Origin of the sequence: Cytophaga hutchinsonii ATCC 33406, assembly GCF_000014145.1 — a bacterium.
In the GTDB taxonomy this organism is placed as follows: Bacteria; Bacteroidota; Bacteroidia; order Cytophagales; family Cytophagaceae; genus Cytophaga; species Cytophaga hutchinsonii.
In genome coordinates this window covers 1198868-1218340 of sequence record NC_008255.1, presented here as the reverse complement: position 1 = coordinate 1218340, position 19473 = coordinate 1198868, and the positions used below count along the sequence as shown (strand labels likewise).

Sequence of the window (19473 nt, the reverse complement as noted above, 5' to 3'; positions counted from 1 at the left end):
TGATTCGACTTATTGTATAACCATTTTTTGACTGTATTTACTGGTATCATCTGAATACTCTACCACATAAACTCCGCTATTGAGTTGGCTGACATCCAGATTTATTTCATTCATACCCTCTACCAATACTGTCATCAATAGATGTCCAATAACGTTGTAAATTCTGATTGTCCCTGATGATTTGACAATGTTGGTTAATTGTACGTTAGCGCTTTCGGAAGCTGGATTGGGAAATATTCTCATAGCTACAAATTCTCTTTTAATCGGAAACAGCAACGCGGTTATCACTGCGTCCTGGTTATCGTCAATCTGAAGTAAATATGCTACAAGTTTATCCAATTCTGTTTCTGTTAAATTCGAAAGATCTCCATGCTTCTTCTCTGCATTTCTTGTAACAAGCACATCTTTAAGTGTAAGTGCCGAACCATCGTGCAGATATGGAGCTGTTTCCCAAATGCCCTTTAATGTTGGGGTGCCAAAACCAGTCAATGCTAACGTTCGTCTTTCACCGGAGGATGGTTGCTCAGTACCAACATCATGCAGAACTCCGGTTTTTCTGTCTGTAAAGTCCTGACCTGCATGACAAGACCCACAACCCAATTCCTGAAAAAGAATTTCCCCTTCAATCCCGTCTGCCGTTAGGCTTCCATCGTTATTGCGGTAAGGACTTGCATGAACTTTATTCAAAGACGTAACATATGCTGCCAATGCATCCAGCTCCCTACTCAATCCTGCCTTCGGATTACCCAGTGGATCTGAAACCAAGGCGAACACAGCATCAGGCAAAAATCCTTTTCCTTTAAAACCATTTCGCATATCATTTTCGAAATCCTGAATCTCATCAAAGTTAGAAGTCCAGTGTACATTACCCATATCCATACCACCCCTTCCCAAAAGACTATGTGTATTTCTAAATCCTTCTCCTCTATCCGTAAAATCCCACACCCGTTCATCGCTGGCACCATCCAGATGACAGGACGCACAGCTTATATATCCGGCGAATGTCATTCGTTCGTCAGCCGCATTATAAAATATCTGTTTCCCCTCCAATACCTGAGGAGCAAGCTTCTCAGTAATGATCGTTGATATGGTTGCTGCTACTACAGGAGTAAAATTATTTGATAGCACAATATCCTCCGTATTAAAAACTTTTACGGTTCTGGTAAGAAAATTATGTACAAATAGTCGTGAACCATCGGCATTAATAACTAAACCCTGAGGAGCAAGGCCGGTTGAATCAAGCAAACCCAATCTGGAATTGGAAGCAACATCTATCATCGTGATCTTGTTAACCCCTTGCAAAGCAACAAAAGCTATATTACCATACGGGCTGAACTCTACTGCACAAGCCATATCTGCATCATTGATATCTGTCCTCATTTGAGAATTTTCCGTCATGGTAGATAGATCAATCCTTGAAACAATCGTGCGAACGGTATTATCAAACTCAAGTGCTAAGCCATCTCTAAACATACCCCTGGCTGTATTGTCTTTTTTCGAAGGCACCCATGCTTCCGTTCCATCCGGTGTTATTGTAATAGAAGACAAAAAATTGGGAACACCTCGTCCCCTGTCTTCAAAATCCGGAGTAACATCAAATGCCAACACAATTTCTTGCTGCACATGCATTGTCTTAGTATCAATTAAACGTACCAGTCCATTTTCTTCTGGAGAAATAAATTGCGTAACTAACATTTGGCTACCATCAGATGTGACAGCAATACCCCGGGGACTTCTTCCAACATGAACCGATTCTACAATTTCTCTCCCAATCGCTTCAATCTTTACAAGTTCTCCGGTACCCTGTAATGTTACATAACAAAAATCTTTTTGAGGATCAAAACAAATCCCGTATGGCCGTGATGCATATGGCAGTATGATCGTTTGAAGTACCTGACCTGTAGCAGCAGCTATTACTGAAATGCTTGCATCCTCTTCGTTGGCAACCCAGGCATTACCATCTTTATCTAACGCTACCGTCCTTGGCTGCTTACCGACTGGGATTTCGGAAAGAAGTGTATTATTCAAAGCGTCTATATAGGCAACGGAATTATTATCTGTATTAACAGCCCATACTTTTTGATGAACGGTATCGATAACAATTGTTGACGAATGTGCAGGAGCAGGCTTTTGAGTTGGCTTGTAAACCGTTTGAATAACTGTAAGCGGAAAATCCTCTCCCTGTATCCTCGCATATACCTGATACACTCCTGGTTCAGTAAAGGTGTAAGAAACACTCAAACTTTTCCTATATCTACCCAGACCACTGCCATCACCAAAATCCCATGCAACATATGGAATTTCAGAACCATCCGGAATATTTATGGTAAAGGTGACAAATGTACCAACCTCTACCGGCTTGTTCTGGGTAATGAAATTCTCTTCCAGCTCAGTTACCCTCCCGATCCAGCCGATACATAAAAACACAATTATAGAAACGAGTATCCTCATGATGTATGCATTAGGTGTAAATCGACGAACCGGAATGATCATTTCACAATTGATATTTTACTCTTTATAACGTTATTTTCATGTCTTACAATAAGCAGATACGTTCCTTCTGTAAGGCTGCTTACATCAATGTTTGCTCCATTTACATTCACCGTTGACGGGAGTTGTATTTCTTGTCCAAGAACATTGATCACGGTAATTTTTGCATTGGTCAGATCCATCTCTGTCTCAAGTGTAATTTCTTTATAAGATGGATTTGGATAAACCGTGATTTGAATTTCTGTAGAAGAATGTATTCCCGTAATCGTACCGGATATCATAGTTACAGGTGATGAAGTCGTTATTCCTCCATTGCTATCTGTTACCCTTACTGTAATCTCATGATTACCCGATATTGGAGTTTGCCAGATAAAGTTGTATGGAGATGATGTGCTTGTACCAAGTAAGGTAGTGCCGGCGAGGTATTCTACTTTCGCAATTGCTCCATCAGGATCGGAGACCGTTGCCTCTATTCTGATTGGACCACTTACTGTAGAATTAGCAACTGGGCTGTTGATCGTAATGACAGAGGGCTGATTCTGATTTGCTGTGACACTGATAGATGATGATGTAGCTTTGCAGTTGGATGCATTGGTTACTTCTACGGTATAGCTTCCTGTAGCACTTGCCACATATGTTGAACCTGTAGCTATCTGAGAGGTTCCATTAAACCACTTATAACTTAAGCCTGCTCCCGTGTTTGCTTGTAACGTTACACTGCCTCCTTGCACAAATGTTGTCGGTCCGGATGAAGAAATGGTTGCCACTGGCAAGGCATTAACTGTTACGGCAACCGCTGTTGATGTTACAGTCTGACTGTTGGCGCTTATTGTGACTGTATAGCTCCCTGATTGAGTCGCTGTATACGCTGAAGTGGTTGCGTTTGCTATATTGTTCCCATCTCTTTTCCACTGATACGTATAGCCTGTTCCAGTACCCGCGTTCAGAACGACACTTCCTCCGGCACAAAATGCAGTGGCGCCGGTAGCTGTAATGGTGGCTACAGGAGGTGGTACCAAGGTAAACGTAACGTAGTTCAGATTAACAAAGTCGGTAGCTCCTACTGTCATTCGCATAATCTTCTGACCGACTGTAAGAGATATATTGTTTAATCGTATTGTCTGCCAGGTCTGCCAGCCCGTTGTATTCGGTATCGCGACATTGCTGGCTATGTTTGTACCATCCATACTTACGGATATTGTACGGCCATCGCCCAGGCAGGCTACGCGAAGATCCATCGCATAGATACCCGTTGCCTGCACGTTGACGGTGTACTCCAGCCATTCACCGGCGGTTGTAAAGCCAATATTGTATCCTCCTCCAGCATCCGTACAAGTTTCAATATCTACATCTTCATTTGTCCTGAAATTTACAACAGGCGTTACCAAGCTGCCCGGACTGTTATCCAGATACGCAACACCGTTTCCGCCTACATCGTACGATTCAAATTCAATGGTACCAGGAATGATGTGTGCTGTTCCATTGTAGGGTCCCTGAGGTACATTGACTTTTATGGTAACAGGTGCTGATGTTTTTTTATTTCCGGAATTATCCGTCGCAATGGCCGTAATCGTATAGGTACCAACAGCAACATTTGTCCATGAATAGGAATAAGGCGTAGTTGCATCCTCTCCTAATTTTGTTGTTCCATTATAAAACTCCACGTTAGAAATCGTTCCATCCGTATCGGTTGCTGTAGCTGTAAGAGTAATCGTTTCAAGCGTTGTGAATGTACTGTTAGTCGCAGGACCTGATATAACAACAGATGGCGCCTGGTTTACGACAGGTATAAGCCTTGCACCTCCCCAGGATGCATGATCCCCTCCGTTATCTGCATCCTGCGTAACGGTTAATGTGAGTTCTCTTCCTCCAGCAACAGATACATTTATGGCTTTGGTAGCAGTAGTTCCATTCATCAAGCCACTTGTATAGATCTGTACGCCATCTAGGCTGACCGTAAAAACGACGGATCCTATGTTACCTACTTCATCATCTACCCCTACATCAGACAAAAACCGATCGTATTTGCCCTCTAAATTATATTTGATTGTACTTTGGGCGTGAACGCCTAAACCTCTGGAATACTCTACGCCATTTAGTGTAATGACATTACCATCATTGGCAGCAGCTTCACCATTACTTTGATCTATTTCTGCCGGCCCCCAACCATTTGTTTGTGACGTATAATTTAAGGATGTAATGTAGAATGCTGGCTTCGCTCTTACTGCAACCGACGCTACACCTTGTCCGAAGCTGTTTTCCCCCACTATTTGGTAATAGTAAGTTGTTTCGTTGGTAAGATTTCTGTCTATGTAAGAAAGCTGGGTCGTTGTACCAATGGTCTGAAAAGGACCTGTTGGCGAAGTACTTCTTTTGATCACAGACCCTGTTGAATTAGAAATTCTGTCCCAGTTTAAGGTCACTTGTTTATCGTCTTCAAATACCCAGGGCGTACCAGCGGTACCTGGAGGAAAATTACCCGTTGGACCTGTCGAAAAATACGAGGTGAATGTTTGTGTTGATGTATTTCCAGCGTAGTCTTTGATCCCTCCTGCAGGAATAATAACTTCATAGGTAGTGTTTGGTAACAGTGGCTGATCCGGGCTGAAGTTTACAATTGCAAACTGATGGCTGTATTTCCCGGATATGGCAGCCCCTCCAACAGGTCTGACGATAAACGTATTCTTATTTACGGACTCAATCTGAATGTGATCTGTAAGTGTTATTCCAATACGGGAAGTAAGCGCTCTGCTAACCTCGTTGCTACGTGGTGAAATCATATTTACGTCAGGCCCTTTTTTATCGGGCTGCACCTGATGCACCCAAAATCCGCTTCCCGAGCCATGATCGTTTCCTACAAAAATTAAATTTCCAAATGGCGAAACCTGTCCATGGTCTGAGTCGCCATTAATTCCTAAAGATCCTCTGCCTTCTATGGTAAGTTGATTGGGATTGGATGCATTAATTTTAACAACCTCACTCTGGCAGCCCTGGAAAATAAACTGATCCTGCATGGAGTTATAAAGTTGTTCTCCACTATTACCAATATTCAACGTACCCAGCTTCCGTATGTTTAAAGGGTCGCTGATGTCGTAGGTCCCAAAGACCATATTATTGGTATTTCCTCTTGCTGAAATGACGAGCTTATTCCCATTCACCATGGAAGCGTACATATTCTCCGTGTTACTGAAACTGTTTAATAATCTGGGGTCACGCGGATTGCTGATATCATAAATGGTAATTCCTTTACCAAAGTCATGAGCAGAAGTAACCAGAAGGTTTCCTATAGCATAGATGGACCCTATCTGTCTTGGAGTAGTTATATGTTTTACAAATTGAGGATTGTTAATGTCCGTTGCATCCACGACATCAAATCCTCTGCTGCCATTCGCAATAAAAATGTAGGGTGCCTGCCAGAACATTTGCCAGGTTGAACCATAATCATCATGTGCATAACCAGTCATGCAATGTCTCTTGGTCTGCTTTGGATTTCTCGGATCGCTAAAATCCCAAATTTGAAAACCGCAACCATCCTGCATTAAAATATATTTATCGTGCTGCGGAAGGGCATGCTGTTCACGGAACGTTGACGTTCTTGAATCGTATATCCGTGCCACCTGAATAGGCCGTCTTGGATTCGAAACATCCCACACTAAAATACCTCCCGGAGGTTTACCGCTATCGGGCGTAAAGGTTGTAACAAGATATCCGTTATGCATCGTAGCTATATTGGAACCATAATGGTTTACTTCTGTATATTTCCAGATAGCTTTATAAAGATCGGACTGTGGATACGTAAGATTTCCTAAACCCGGACCAACTTGTGCAAGTAAAAATCCCGGGGCAAATACGACACACATAAGCATCGTTAAAAATCTTTTTTTCATACTGATTTTCTTTAGTTTGAATCGCTGGCCTTATCAAAAAAGGTAACAGGCTACGTAATTCCACCCAAAAAGGTCATCAGTAAAGTGATTTTTTTTATTTTTAAAGTGCAATAAACGATGCCAGCCAATTAACTTGGTAAAGGGTGATTGTCCCAGCAATGATGCTATGTATAGATATACAAGATGAAATTCTCCGACATGGTTGGTCTTTTCGACCACCCACCCACTGCTCTATGGTGTTAATACAGAAAGGTTAATTTTGAATTTTCGTACGTATACTACTTCCTTACCGCTTATCATCAAAATCCAACCTTTAAATAAAAATATCTTCGTATAAGACTCTATCATAATTTTTAATTATAATTTTCCTTTACTTATCTAATATGACTATAGTTATGATAAAAAGCATTTGTATGATATTGTCATTCTTAGGACTTTGTATCAATATATTTGCACAAAATATAAGCGATAGTCTTCGTTCTTCAAGTGAAAAGATTAATCAAATTTATATAGAAACAGACCCTACTACATATTTCTTTAATGGTTTTTCGTTGGCTGTAAGGAGAAGTGCAACATTTCATAAAAAATTAAATATCGGGCTTGGGATTTATAAAACTACGATCCCTGATTTTTATATAGAAGCTGAAGAGAGCAATAAAAACAAGGGCTGGAAGGCTAAAAATCTTGGTATCGATGGTTTCTTTGATTATTATTTTTTCAATCCAAACAAAGGCTTAAGTGTGGGTTTGACTCTTTCTTTATATAACTTTACTATAGAAAGAGTTGGAATTAAAACTAATTATTATTCTTTCATCCAAACATTACGCGCAGGCTATTTGTGGCGTCCATTTAATAAATTTGATTCTGTATATATTTTCCCATGGATAGGTATTTCAACCAATCAAAAAATCTCAGGAAACAATGTAATAGAAGGCGAAACCTTTACCACTCCCAAAGTGAGCATAGTTCCTTCACTGCAAATTGGGTTTAGCTTTTAATTTTAAAAATTAGTAAAAAAAAGGTCTTATTTAAACATAAGACCTTTTTAACACGTAGACTTGAGGAGCCGAGTTTCGAACATTTTAATAGAAAACGCATTAATATTCAAAAATTCGAACATTTAAACATGGTATTAAAATTCGGGTGTGTCAATTAGCTATATGATTAAAGAGTTACAACGAAAGTTGTGACTCTAGCGGTGCGTTTTTAAGGAAACAGATAAGCTCTTACATTCTCCATCACCGTCTGTACCTACTGCCCTATATAGTTAATCATTTTTATTATTCTGGTCTTTTAGCAGATTGTACTTGTCCAGAAATAAACTTCTCCTATACGCATGCGTGCGCTTCGGTTTGGTTTTACATATGGATTTGTTTGTTGCATTCTCCACCGTGGTCTGTGGCACACAGAACACCAGTTGCTCTAACAATTCTCCACCGTGGTCTGTGGCACACAGAACACCAGTTGCTCTAACAATTTACAATTCCCTTTCTTAACTCAATTTATCTTTGTGTTCTGTGTGCCACAGACCATGGTGGAGAGACCACCGTGACGATGACTACTGCTTACTGTCTACTGATTCCCTGTAAAACAAAAAGCCCTTCCAAAATTGGAAGGGCTTTTTAACACGTAGAGAGAGAGGGATTCGAACCCCCGGAACCTCGCAGTTCAACGGTTTTCAAGACCGCCGCATTCGACCGCTCTGCCATCTCTCTATGCAATCATAGATAACAGTGTTGTCTAATGAGGATGCAAAACTATGCTTTTTTAAATAAACTGCAAACTTCTGTCCGTAATTTCTTTAAAAAAAGTTTCCACACTGAAATCACCTGCACTCAACTGTAAGAGAATGTTTGAGTTGTACCGGCAAATCAAATCACATGCAGCAGCGAAAATGAATCAAAATCAAACCCGTTTGAATACAACCCATGATATACAGCCCATAGCTTCAGCTAGTAGAACCGTAATCAAAAGCATATATATTCCGGGTATATTCCGCCTATCTTCCGTGTATGTTCCGGGTTAGTTTGTTTGATTGTTTTTGGACAGCGCTGAAAAATAACAAATCAGCTGTTTTCTGTATGAAGCAGGTTATCTTTGAATACCCTGATAATTAATTCGGTCACTGATACAAATTTCTTAAATAAACACTGCATTTCATACCTTACAGGAAAGTTATTTTTACTGCACATCCCTGATTCATGTAACCGATACTTCGTATCTTTAATCATGAAGAAAAATCACGATAATTTCTTTTCATCTGTTTACCAGGTCGTAGAACTTATCCCCCGCGGACGGGTAACATCCTATGGTGCGATAGGGAAATATCTGGGTATGAAATCTTCCGCACGCATGGTCGGCTGGGCCATGAACGCCGCTCACGCACATCCGCATCTGCCTGCTCACCGGGTTGTGAACGCCGCCGGATTGCTAACCGGCAAACACCATTTTGCTACGCCGACAGAAATGGAAGAACGCCTGACAACGGAGGGCATTAACATAAAAGACGGTATCAAAATCATCGATTTCAATAGCGTCTTCTGGGATCCCGAAAAAGAATTGTTATAACCGTAGGGACAGCCTTTGCGGCTGCCCCTGCCCTACACAAAGGCTGCCCCATTATGAAAATGCATCGCGTTGTTTAGGCGCATGTGAAATACACAACAAGCCTATAATCGTTATGGCGCCATTGATGAGCAAGTCCTCAAAGGCTGTCTGATACCCGAGTACCTCTTTGATAAACAGCACAACGAGGAATGTCAGCAGCGGCGATACTATACATACAACAGGAACCCATCTATCGGTAACTGTTCTGTGCTTGCTGAAGATACCAAAGGCAAACATGCCCAGCAACGGACCATAAGTATAAGCGGCCGCTTTTAATACTGTTTTTATAACCGTTGTACCTTCATTGAATTCTTTGAACAAAACAATAATCACAAAAAAGAGCATAGAAAAACCTATGTGCACATAAGTACGTGTGCGGTTTTTATTTACAACATTGCCTTTATTAAAATTGAGGAAGTCAATACAGAATGCGGTTGTCAGCGCTGTCAGTGCTGAGTCAGAACTGGCATACGAAGAAGCCGTTATTCCCAGCAAAAAGAATACGCCGGCAATTACACCCAGATATTTTAAGGCAAGAATCGGATAAAAGAAATCGGATTGTGCAGGAACTGCTATCCCCTTTTGATCTGCATAGATATAGAGCAAGGCACCTAAGGTTAAGAATAAAAAATTTACTGCTACCAGTATCACAGAGAACCAGTACATATTCTTTTGTGCTTCACCCAGATTTTTACAGGTAAGATTTTTTTGCATCAGATCCTGATCCAGACCGGTCAGCACGATCGTCATAAAAATGCCCGATATAAACTGTTTCCAGAAATACTGCGGGGATTTTATGTCTTCAAAGTGAAAGATGGTAGAATATTTACTTGCATCTACTTCTTTGATCATTTCAACCGTACCCCAGCCTAACTGGTTTGAAATAACAACAACACTGATGATAACAGCACCTACCAGAAAGAACGTTTGAAAGGTGTCTGTCCAGATAATGGTTTTAACGCCGCCCTTAAATGTATACACCCAGATCAGCAGAATGGTAACACCAACCGTAACAATAAATGAAACACCCAGCTCACGGAACAGAAACGTATGTAATACTTCTGCTGCCAGATACAGGCGAAGCGAAGACCCGATTGTACGGGATAATAAGAAAAATGCAGAACCGGTTTTGTAGGACCAGAATCCAAACCGTTCTTCTAAAAAGGTATAAATGGAAACCATGTTCGATTTATAGTAAATAGGCATCAAAACGGCTGCTACTACAAAATATCCAAACATATTGCCCAATATGAGCTGAAAATACGAAAAACCCTGTGCGGCAACCTGTCCCGGTACGGAAATGAATGTTACTCCTGAAACCGAAGTGCCGATCATACCAAAAGCTACCAGATACCAGGCAGATTGATTATTTCCTGTAAAAAAAGCATCTGAATCTGCATTTCTGGACGTAAACCAGGCAATCAGCAGTAAAGCAGCGAAATACACTCCTAATATTGTAATAATTAATTGAGCCGTCATATTATTTATCTCTTAAAATCAGTCAAATTTGTCTTTTTTTTATTAAATTTGCTATACACCTTACTGAAAGAATTATGATTCGTATACAATCTCATTCATTCCCTTTCCAACAAGAAGAAGACGTCGCTTTAATGGAAGAAGTGCAAACTTCTGACATGAATGACCTTGTTGTATACAATGATGATGTTAATACCTTCGAACATGTGATTCAGGTATTAATGTCTGTTTGCGGGCATTCTCCCGAACAAGCCGAACAATGTACCCTGTTAATTCATTATAAGGGTAAATGTACTGTAAAAATGGGTTCTTTAAATGAATTAAAACCAATGCGCCAGGGAATTTGCGATAAAGGTATCTCTGCTGAGATTCTTTAATAATTGATTGTTTTAATATCTGTACAACTTATTTTACGCTATGAACTTTCCTTCTAAATTATTAGAAGATGCTGTATTGGAAATCTCAAAGCTCCCGGGTATTGGAAAAAAAACAGCCTTGAGATTAGTACTTCATTTATTAAAGAAAGAAAGTAAAGAATCTGAAAGTCTGGCGAATGCACTTTTAAATGCGCGCGAAAACATCAGGTACTGTAAAAAGTGTCATACCATTTCAGATCATGAACTGTGTGCTATTTGCACCAGCAATAAAAGAGATAAACGTGTCGTTTGTATCGTAGAAGATATACGCGATGTGTTGGCAATTGAAAATACAAACCAATATTTTGGTGTCTATCACGTGATCGGCGGAGTCATTTCCCCCATGGAACGTATAGGGCCGGATCAGTTAAATATAAACTCGTTAATCGAACGTGTTATAACCGACACCGAAATTAAAGAGATAATACTTGGACTTAGTCCAACGATGGAGGGTGATACAACTGCATTCTTTATTACAAAGAAACTGAAATCCTACCCCATTAAAATCAGCACAATTGCCAGAGGAATACCATTTGGAGGCGAACTGGAATATATGGATGAAGTTACACTTGGAAGAAGTATTGCAACCAGAACTTTATTTGAAACAAAAGAAGATTGAAACAATTAAGTATCATAATTGTAAATTATAATGTCTGTCATTTTTTAGAACAGGCGCTTATATCCGTATCTAAAGCGATTAAATCTTTAGATGTTGAAGTTTTTGTTGTTGACAACAATTCTGCAGATGGCTCTGTTGAAATGGTTCAAACCAAATTCCCGAACGTACAATTAATCGTAAACGATATAAATGTCGGTTTCTCAAAAGCCAATAATCAGGCTATTGAACAGGCTACAGGTAAATATATACTGTTACTGAATCCCGACACCGTTATTGAAGTTGACACCTTAGAGAAATGTATTCACTTTTTGGATACCCACCCGGATGGCGGTGGTTTAGGTGTTAAAATGATTGATGGCAAAGGTGATTTTTTAGCCGAATCAAAAAGAGGTTTCCCTACGCCATGGGTAGCATTCTACAAAATATTCGGGTTAGCAAAACTGTTTCCTCATTCTAAAAAATTTGGTCATTATCATTTAGGTTATTTAGATAAAGATCAGAACCACGAAGTGGAAGTATTATCCGGCGCCTTTATGGTGCTTCGGAAATCCATGCTGGACAAAGTGGGCAACTTAGACGAAGATTACTTCATGTATGGAGAAGATATCGATCTTTCTTACCGCATTATTAAAGCTGGCTATAAAAATTATTATCTTTCAGATACCCGCATTATTCATTACAAAGGAGAAAGCACTAAAAAGACAAGTGTCAATTACGTGTTCATCTTTTACAAAGCAATGATCATTTTTGCACAGAAACATTTTACATCTAAAAGTTCCGGTGCATTTTCATTACTGATTCATTTAGCGATTTATCTCCGGGCACTCTTAGCCATCAGCAACAGAGTTATTGAAAAGCTTTTTCCTATAGCATTTGATGCAGCCTTAATTCTTGCTTCCTTATTCAGCCTGTTCTATTTTAAAAATTCAGAAAACGCAATCGGCGACCAGGGGAATTCAATCATCTATAAGCAGATCATTCCCTTATTTTCAAGTGTCTGGTTATTATCCCTGTTATTTAATGGCGCATACAAAAGCAATGTAACACTTGCCCGTTTAGCCAGAAGCTTCTTTTTCGGCACATTGATCATAGCCTCCATATCTTATTTCATAGACGAATACCGCTATTCTAAAAACTTTCTTCTTGAAGGTTCTTTGCTTTCGTTGTTTATGGTATTCCTGTTCAGAGGGATTGCCCACTGGATCAGAAACGGCCATTTTGAATTAGGAGAAAGTAAAAATAAAAAAATTGTTATTGTTGGTTCGTATAAAGAATGTGAACGCATCGATAAACTGCTGCAGGAAACCAACTACAAACTAAATGTTCTGGGTTTCATTACTACAGGAAACAAAGCCGATGTAAAAGGCAAATATCTGGGCTACACAAAACAATTATTGAATATTGTACGCTTATATAAAGTAGACGAGATCATATTCTGCTCAAAAGATCTGCCGGCAAATTCTATTATAGAATGGATGACTCAGATCAACAATACACTCGTTGACTTTAAAATTGTTCCCGAAGAAAGTAATATTATTATCGGAAGTAATTCTAAAAACAGACGGGGTGATTTTTATTCCCTGAATATTAACCTGAACATTATTGAGGAAAACAACGTTAAAGATAAACGTATACTTGATGTAAGTACAAGTATACTGTTCTTATTTATGTATCCGGTAATCTTTTGGTTGATTCAGAACCCTAAAAACTTCTTTAATAATATCTTAAAAGTATTATCAGGGAAAAAATCATGGGTTGGTTTTACAAACACCGAACAGTTGAACTTACCTAAGATTAAAAAAGGTATTGTCAATCCGAGCTATTACCTTGAAAAATCGAACCATCAGCTTCCGCTGAATATTCAGGAACTGAATTTGATTTATGCCCGCGATTACAATCTGTACATGGACATTATGCTAATAGTTAAATCGTTTAAATATCTGGGTAAAAGCTAACAGTACTATTCGGTTTCGCGCATATAAACAGTAATGAAATTCTTTTCATACATATTGGTCTTCCTCTTTTGCCTGGGTGTTTTAGGCAAAACAAATCTATTAACCTTCATAAAAAAAATAAAATCCCCCATTGAATTGACGTCCGAGGCTGATGATGATAACAAAGAAGCTGATCCGGAAAAAAATAAAGATAAAGAACGCGATGTAAAAGAAGAGCGCGAAGAAGACAAAAACACATTTTTTTTTAGCAATTATATACCCTTTTCAGTCATATCAAATGTCAGCTGCAACAAGCATCTGTTAAGCCTGATCAACATCCGTTTCAAATCCTTTTCAAAGGAAATTGATACACCGCCTCCCCAAAAAGCGTAATACTATCCGCATGTGTTATTAATCAAACCCGTAACGTTTCGGTTATGGTGTGATTAACAATTTTCAACATTCAACATTTAAATTATGTTATCAACCAAAGAGTCTTTAAAAGACATCCAAGCGGGTGTCGTAGTATTCCTTGTTGCCATACCTCTATGCCTTGGAATCGCTTTAGCACAAAATGCCCCACCCTTTTCAGGGATCATCAGCGGCATAATCGGAGGCAGTATTGTAACACTGATCAGTGGTGCAAAATACAGTATCAGCGGACCAACAGCTGGTATGACTGCCATCATGATCAGTTCAATAAAAGAATTAGGCACGTTTGAATTAGTACTTACTGCCATAGCCATCGCCGGAATTATTCAAATACTTTTCGGTGTCCTCAGAGTAGGAATTATTGGCCACTACTTCCCCTCTTCTGTGATTAAAGGTATGTTATCGGCCATCGGTATCATTTTAATCATTAAACAGATTCCCCATTTAATCGGTTACGATGTTGATCCGGAAGGTGACATGACATTCTTTCAGGATGATGGAAGAAACACCTTTACGGAATTAATAAATATGCTGAATTATTTCACTCCTGGTCCTGCAATCATAAGTGCAATATCCATCATCATCTTACTATTCTGGAACAGTGATTACATACGGCCGGGCTCTAAGCTTTCATTTGTGCCGAGTGCCTTAATCATTGTTGCCGCAGGCCTGTTACTAAACCTGCTTTTTGAATTTGTATTCCCGTCTCTGCTGGTACACCAAAACCACCTGGTTGCCATTCCTACAATTAAAAACACCGGAGATTTATTAAACAGTTTGATATTCCCCGACCTTAATGGATTAAATAACTACAGAACGTATGCTATTGGCTTTACCATTGCCGTTGTTGTAAGTTTAGAATCGCTCTTAAGTATTGATGCGACAGACAAACTGAAGAAAGAAAACAATCCGTCTCCAACAAACAGAGAACTGATTGCGCAAGGGGTAGGCAACCTCTCTTGCGGATTGATTGGCGGCGTACCAATGACTTCTGCAATTATTCGCAGTTCTGCCAATATCAATGCCGGCGCAACAAGCAAACTATCCAGTTACGTACACGGCTTCCTGTTGCTGACAAGTGTATTGCTGTTTCCGGATTTATTAACAAGTATACCGAATGCATCACTGGCAGTAATTTTATTATTTACAGGTTATAAATTAACGAAAGTGAGTTTATTCAAATCCATGTATGCATTGGGTCCGAAACAGTTTATTCCGTTTATAACCACTATATCGGTTATGTTGTTAACCGATATGTTAAAAGGTATTATATGTGGTTTATCGATTGCATTATTTTATATCCTCAGGGATATGATGCGTATTCCGATTAAAAAATCTTCTGCAATTATAGAAGGTAAAGAACATGCATTAATTACGTTCCCGGAAAATGTTTCCTTCATTAATAAAGGCTTTCTGTTCAAAATGCTTGAAGCCTTACCCAAGCAATCTTCCGTGATCCTGGATGGTACTAACATCAAGTCCATTGATTATGATGTTTTAGAGATCATCGCTTTATTTAAAAAATCTGCCATTGATAAAAACATCGACGTGCAGTTAATTAATATTCATGAAATAGACTTACATCTTGTAAAAAAATAAACATTCGTTATGAAAGAGAGTTATCAGAAATTATTAAATAATAATAAAATATGGGCGTTGGGAAAAATTCAGGATGATGCGGATTATTTCAAACGCATGAAGCTTGCACAAACTCCGGAATACTTATGGATCGGCTGCTCAGATAGCCGGGTTCCTGAAACAGAAGTAACAGGAACGCTGCAGGGACAATTATTTGTACATAGGAATATTGCCAATATGGTTGTGCATACCGACCTGAATTTATTAAGTGTGGTTGAATACGCTGTAGAAGTATTAAAAGTAAAACACATTATTGTTTGTGGCCATTATGGTTGCGGCGGTGTGGCAGCGGCTACAAAAAATAATTCGTTCGGCTATGTAGATAACTGGCTGCGAAACATTAAAGAAATATATAATAAAAATACGGTTGAACTGCTTGCGATAGAAAACGAGGAAGAGCGTATAAACAGACTGGTAGAGCTGAATGTTGTTGAACAGGTACGCAATCTGGCTAAAACAAAACCGGTACAACGCGCCTGGAAAAACAGAGCGCTTGAAATACACGGCTGGGTATACGGTCTGGATACGGGTATTATTAAAGACCTGCATTCCCTGTATGACGAAGCAGAAGATCTTGAACCGATTTTCCGGTATACGTTTGAAGACTAGGTACGGAGTACAGAGTACAGAGTATAGAGTATAGAGTGATAAATCACTTATGACAGCCGCTCTGATATTTATACAAAAATGACAAAAGGTTTCCTGCTATGCATGAAACCTTTTGTCATTTTTGTACTTTATACTTTGTACTCTATACTCCGTACTCTGTACTCCTTCTGTACTATCTGTTCGGCTCCAGTACAATATATGGAATCAATACTTCTTCCAGTGATACACCGCCATGCTGGAAGGTATCTTTAAACATCTGCACAAATTTTTGATAATTATTGGGGTATACAAAAAACAATTCATCGCCGGCAAACACATACGCATCTGAGATGTTTGTTTTAGGCAGGAAAATACTTTCAGGTTTTTTTATTTCCATTAAATAATTAGAAGCATCAAAACCCAGATTTTTACCAACCTTATAGCGCATATTGCTATTGGTTGTTTTATCACCGATGATCTTATGCGGCTTATTTACACGAATTGTTCCGTGGTCGGTTGTAATAATAAGCTTAATCTTTTTATGGCTCAGCAATTGAATCAATTCCTGTAACGGTGAATGCTTAAACCAGCTTGCCGTTATTGATCTGTAGGCAGACTCATCCGGTGCAAGCTCCTTTAACACTTCCATATCCGAACGTGCATGCGAAAGCATATCGACAAAATTATATACAACAACATTCAATTGGTTGTCCAGAATATTTTTAATTCCGTCACACAATGCCTTACCCTGATTCAGATTCGTTACTTTCTGATACGAGAATTTAATATCCAGTCCGTTCTTTTTTAACTGATCCCGAAGCAATTCTTCTTCCATGTTATTTTTGCCCAGATCTTCTTCATCGCCATTATAAAACCCAGGATGTTTCTTTTCAATTTCAGAAGGCATCATGCCTGCAAAGAATGCGTTGCGCGCATACATGGTTGTTGTCGGAAGAATTGAATAATACAATTCCTCACTCACCGTTTTGTATGATTCCGCAATCAATGGCTGCAGCACTTTCCACTGATCAAACCGCAAATTATCAATCAGCAATACAAATGTTTTTTCCTGCTTGATGGATGGAATTATTTTTTTTCTGAAAACTGTATGAGAAAATACCGGCTTATCTTCTGATGAATCGTTGATCCATTTTTCATAGTTCGTTTTTACGGTTTTAAAAAACTGCTGATTACCTTCTGATTTCTGAGACAACAGAATCTCCTTCAAACTTCCGTCTCCTACTGCATCGATCTCAATTTCCCAATGCACCAGTTTTTTATAAATATCAATCCATTCTTTATAATCCAGTTTATCACTCAATGTCATGCTGATTTCTGCAAACTGCTGTCTGTAGGAAGAAGTGGTCTTATCATTCACCAGTACTTTATTCTGAAGCAGCTTTTTGATAGACATCAGAATCTGATTCGGATTGATGGGCTTGATCAGATAGTCAGCAATCTTCGAGCCGATTGCTTCCTCCATGATATGTTCTTCTTCATTCTTAGTAATCATCACCACCGGTACAAATGGTTTCACCTCTTTGATCTTAACCAGTGTTTCCAGTCCGCTTAAACCGGGCATGTTTTCATCCAGAAAAATAATATCGAATGTTGTTTTATTTGAAAGTTCCAGCGCATCAATACCATTTGTAACGGTAGTTACTTCGTAACCTTTATTATTTAAAAAAATAATGTGCGGTTTAAGTAAATCAATTTCATCGTCAGCCCAAAGAATGTGGTATTTTTGCATGTGTATATAGTTAGTAGAAAGCAATTAAAATATTCGTCTGAATAAATATACAAACGTTTACTATTAAACATCTGGTATGTTAGGATAAAGTAATTACTTATTTCATTAAAACGGTTTTCGTTTTTATAATTTAAACTATCTTATTTTATTCATGTTCTTTTGCCTTTCCGCCGCGGCGGAGCAAAAGAACCAAAAATCAAGGTTCTTCGCCGCGGCGAAACGCTAACGCTGCAAAATCGTCCTGAAAAAAGGACTAGTTACAGCGTTCAAAAAGCTCCATGAACGAGATTTTTTTAACGCAATTTGTTCGGCCGCGGCGAATGAAGCCGGTTGAAGTAATTATCCGCTTTGATTCATCAGAATAAAACAGGTATTTTGAAATACTAAATAATTTTATGATTAATAAGAAGAAAGTTATCAATGATCCGGTTTGGGGGTTTATAAATATCCCAACAGATCTTATATTTGAAATCATACAACATCCCTACTTTCAGCGACTGCGCAGGATCAGGCAGTTAGGGCTAACGGAAATGGTTTATCCCGGTGCCATACACACACGTTTTCACCATGCATTAGGCGCCATGCACTTAATGACCGAAGCGTTGAAGTCATTACAAAGCAAAGGCCATACTATTTCTTCCGAAGAATTCGAGGGGGCCCAATTGGCCATTCTGCTGCATGATATCGGCCACGGGCCGCTCTCCCACGCGCTGGAATATTCCTTATTAGAAAATATCAAACACGAAGAGCTTTCCAGATTTATTATGGAAAGCCTGAACGTTACATACAAAGGCAAGCTGGATCTTGCAATCGCAATCTTTACCAATACCTACCACCGTCCGTTTCTGCACCAACTGGTTTCAAGCCAGCTGGATATGGACCGGATGGATTATTTAAGCCGCGACAGTTTTTTCACGGGCGTATCCGAAGGAACAATTGGAGCAGACCGTTTGATCAAAATGCTTGATCTGCATAATGACGAACTGGTTGTTGAAGAAAAAGGAATTTACAGTATTGAAAATTTTTTAACGGCACGCCGCTTAATGTACTGGCAGGTATATTTACATAAGACAACGGTTAGCGCAGAGAACATGGTGATATCCATTATAAAACGCGCTAAGTTTTTAATGAAAAACAATACGCTGAGTTATAAGCCGCCATTCTTAGAAGTTTTTCTTCAGACAGAAATTACTTTTGAACAGCTGCTTCAGCAATCTGATCTCTTAAGCGCATTCTTAAAACTTGATGATGTAGATTTATGGTTCGCTATAAAACAATGGTCAAAAGAAGAAGATGTTGTTTTATCAACCATCAGTAAAATGATTCTGGACCGCAAGCTCTTTTCCGTACATATTCAACCGGAACAAATCGGAGCCAACCAAATCGAAACGAACCAAAAACGCTTGCTTTTGACCTTTCCGATAACAACGGCAGAGTTGGATTATTTTCTGATTCAGGGAACTATTAGTAATGCGGCGTACCTTGCTGAAAATACTCAAATCAAGGTAAAAATGAAGAATAAAGAAATTTTGGATGTGGCCATAGCTTCTGATTTACCCAATATTCAGGCGCTGAGCAAAATTGTAACCAAACATTATATTTGCTGTCCAAAAGATGTATATTTGCAATAATTTAA

13 protein-coding genes and 1 tRNA gene are annotated in these 19473 nt (G+C 39.1%); 9 read left to right on the top strand and 5 right to left on the bottom strand.

Annotated elements, in window-relative coordinates; translation table 11 throughout:
- Positions 1-9: 9 nt before the first annotated feature.
- Together CHU_RS05135 and CHU_RS05130 are read right to left on the bottom strand one after the other, a co-directional pair.
- On the bottom strand, positions 10-2493 hold the full coding sequence (locus tag CHU_RS05135) for a T9SS type A sorting domain-containing protein (protein ID WP_011584444.1): 2484 nt from the start codon (positions 2491-2493) through the stop codon (positions 10-12).
- Entirely contained in the window at positions 2490-6377 is a 3888-nt protein-coding gene (locus tag CHU_RS05130) for an NPCBM/NEW2 domain-containing protein (RefSeq protein ID WP_011584443.1), read from the bottom strand. The genes CHU_RS05135 and CHU_RS05130 overlap by 4 nt, the downstream gene beginning before the upstream one ends.
- A gap of 395 nt (positions 6378-6772) precedes the next feature.
- Between CHU_RS05130 and CHU_RS05125 the strand changes: the two genes are divergently transcribed.
- Entirely contained in the window at positions 6773-7375 is a 603-nt protein-coding gene (locus CHU_RS05125; protein ID WP_143144085.1) for a hypothetical protein, read from the top strand.
- 632 nt (positions 7376-8007) lie between these two features.
- On the opposite strand, the gene CHU_RS05120 is transcribed toward CHU_RS05125, so the two are convergent.
- Positions 8008-8092, bottom strand: a tRNA-Ser gene (locus CHU_RS05120).
- Between the two features lie 514 nt (positions 8093-8606).
- On the opposite strand from CHU_RS05120, the gene CHU_RS05115 reads away from it, so the two are divergent.
- Complete coding sequence (locus CHU_RS05115) at positions 8607-8945, top strand: MGMT family protein (protein WP_011584440.1); 339 nt, start codon at positions 8607-8609, stop codon at positions 8943-8945.
- Positions 8946-8996: 51 nt separating this feature from the next.
- Here the strand turns inward: CHU_RS05115 and CHU_RS05110 are convergent, their stop codons facing one another.
- Complete coding sequence (locus tag CHU_RS05110; protein ID WP_011584439.1) at positions 8997-10463, bottom strand: sodium:solute symporter; 1467 nt, start codon at positions 10461-10463, stop codon at positions 8997-8999.
- 74 nt (positions 10464-10537) lie between these two features.
- Between CHU_RS05110 and CHU_RS05105 the strand changes: the two genes are divergently transcribed.
- From CHU_RS05105 to CHU_RS05080, 6 genes are all read left to right on the top strand, one after another.
- Entirely contained in the window at positions 10538-10837 is a 300-nt protein-coding gene (locus CHU_RS05105; RefSeq protein ID WP_011584438.1) for an ATP-dependent Clp protease adaptor ClpS, read from the top strand.
- 40 nt (positions 10838-10877) lie between these two features.
- Complete coding sequence (gene recR, locus CHU_RS05100) at positions 10878-11495, top strand: recombination mediator RecR (RefSeq protein ID WP_011584437.1); 618 nt, start codon at positions 10878-10880, stop codon at positions 11493-11495.
- A complete protein-coding gene (locus tag CHU_RS05095; RefSeq protein ID WP_011584436.1) occupies positions 11492-13450 on the top strand; it encodes a glycosyltransferase in 1959 nt (652 codons plus the stop codon). Before recR ends, CHU_RS05095 begins: the two co-directional genes overlap by 4 nt.
- Before the next feature lie 135 nt (positions 13451-13585).
- On the top strand, positions 13586-13822 hold the full coding sequence (locus CHU_RS05090; protein ID WP_187148219.1) for a hypothetical protein: 237 nt from the start codon (positions 13586-13588) through the stop codon (positions 13820-13822).
- An 84-nt stretch (positions 13823-13906) separates the two neighbouring features.
- The gene (locus CHU_RS05085) at positions 13907-15460 is read left to right on the top strand and encodes a SulP family inorganic anion transporter (protein ID WP_011584434.1); all 1554 of its coding nucleotides are present in this window, start codon (positions 13907-13909) and stop codon (positions 15458-15460) included.
- Between the two features lie 9 nt (positions 15461-15469).
- Complete coding sequence (locus tag CHU_RS05080) at positions 15470-16108, top strand: carbonic anhydrase (RefSeq protein WP_011584433.1); 639 nt, start codon at positions 15470-15472, stop codon at positions 16106-16108.
- Positions 16109-16280: 172 nt separating this feature from the next.
- Here the strand turns inward: CHU_RS05080 and CHU_RS05075 are convergent, their stop codons facing one another.
- Positions 16281-17837, bottom strand: a complete 1557-nt coding sequence (locus CHU_RS05075) for a PglZ domain-containing protein (RefSeq protein ID WP_011584432.1) — start codon at positions 17835-17837, stop codon at positions 16281-16283.
- A 395-nt stretch (positions 17838-18232) separates the two neighbouring features.
- Between CHU_RS05075 and CHU_RS05070 the strand changes: the two genes are divergently transcribed.
- Positions 18233-19468 (top strand): HD domain-containing protein, encoded by a 1236-nt coding sequence (locus CHU_RS05070; protein ID WP_011584431.1) that lies wholly within the window; start codon positions 18233-18235, stop codon positions 19466-19468.
- Positions 19469-19473: the final 5 nt, after the last annotated feature.

Coding starts and splice junctions, on each gene's coding strand:
- CHU_RS05105 (WP_011584438.1), top strand. CDS start 10,538: ATGATTCGTATACAATCTCATTCATTCCCTTTCCAACAAGAAGAAGAC.
- CHU_RS05110 (WP_011584439.1), bottom strand. CDS start 10,463: ATGACGGCTCAATTAATTATTACAATATTAGGAGTGTATTTCGCTGCT.
- CHU_RS05085 (WP_011584434.1), top strand. CDS start 13,907: ATGTTATCAACCAAAGAGTCTTTAAAAGACATCCAAGCGGGTGTCGTA.
- CHU_RS05115 (WP_011584440.1), top strand. CDS start 8,607: ATGAAGAAAAATCACGATAATTTCTTTTCATCTGTTTACCAGGTCGTA.
- CHU_RS05070 (WP_011584431.1), top strand. CDS start 18,233: ATGATTAATAAGAAGAAAGTTATCAATGATCCGGTTTGGGGGTTTATA.
- CHU_RS05130 (WP_011584443.1), bottom strand. CDS start 6,377: ATGAAAAAAAGATTTTTAACGATGCTTATGTGTGTCGTATTTGCCCCG.
- CHU_RS05135 (WP_011584444.1), bottom strand. CDS start 2,493: ATGATCATTCCGGTTCGTCGATTTACACCTAATGCATACATCATGAGG.
- CHU_RS05075 (WP_011584432.1), bottom strand. CDS start 17,837: ATGCAAAAATACCACATTCTTTGGGCTGACGATGAAATTGATTTACTT.
- recR (WP_011584437.1), top strand. CDS start 10,878: ATGAACTTTCCTTCTAAATTATTAGAAGATGCTGTATTGGAAATCTCA.
- CHU_RS05125 (WP_143144085.1), top strand. CDS start 6,773: ATGATAAAAAGCATTTGTATGATATTGTCATTCTTAGGACTTTGTATC.
- CHU_RS05080 (WP_011584433.1), top strand. CDS start 15,470: ATGAAAGAGAGTTATCAGAAATTATTAAATAATAATAAAATATGGGCG.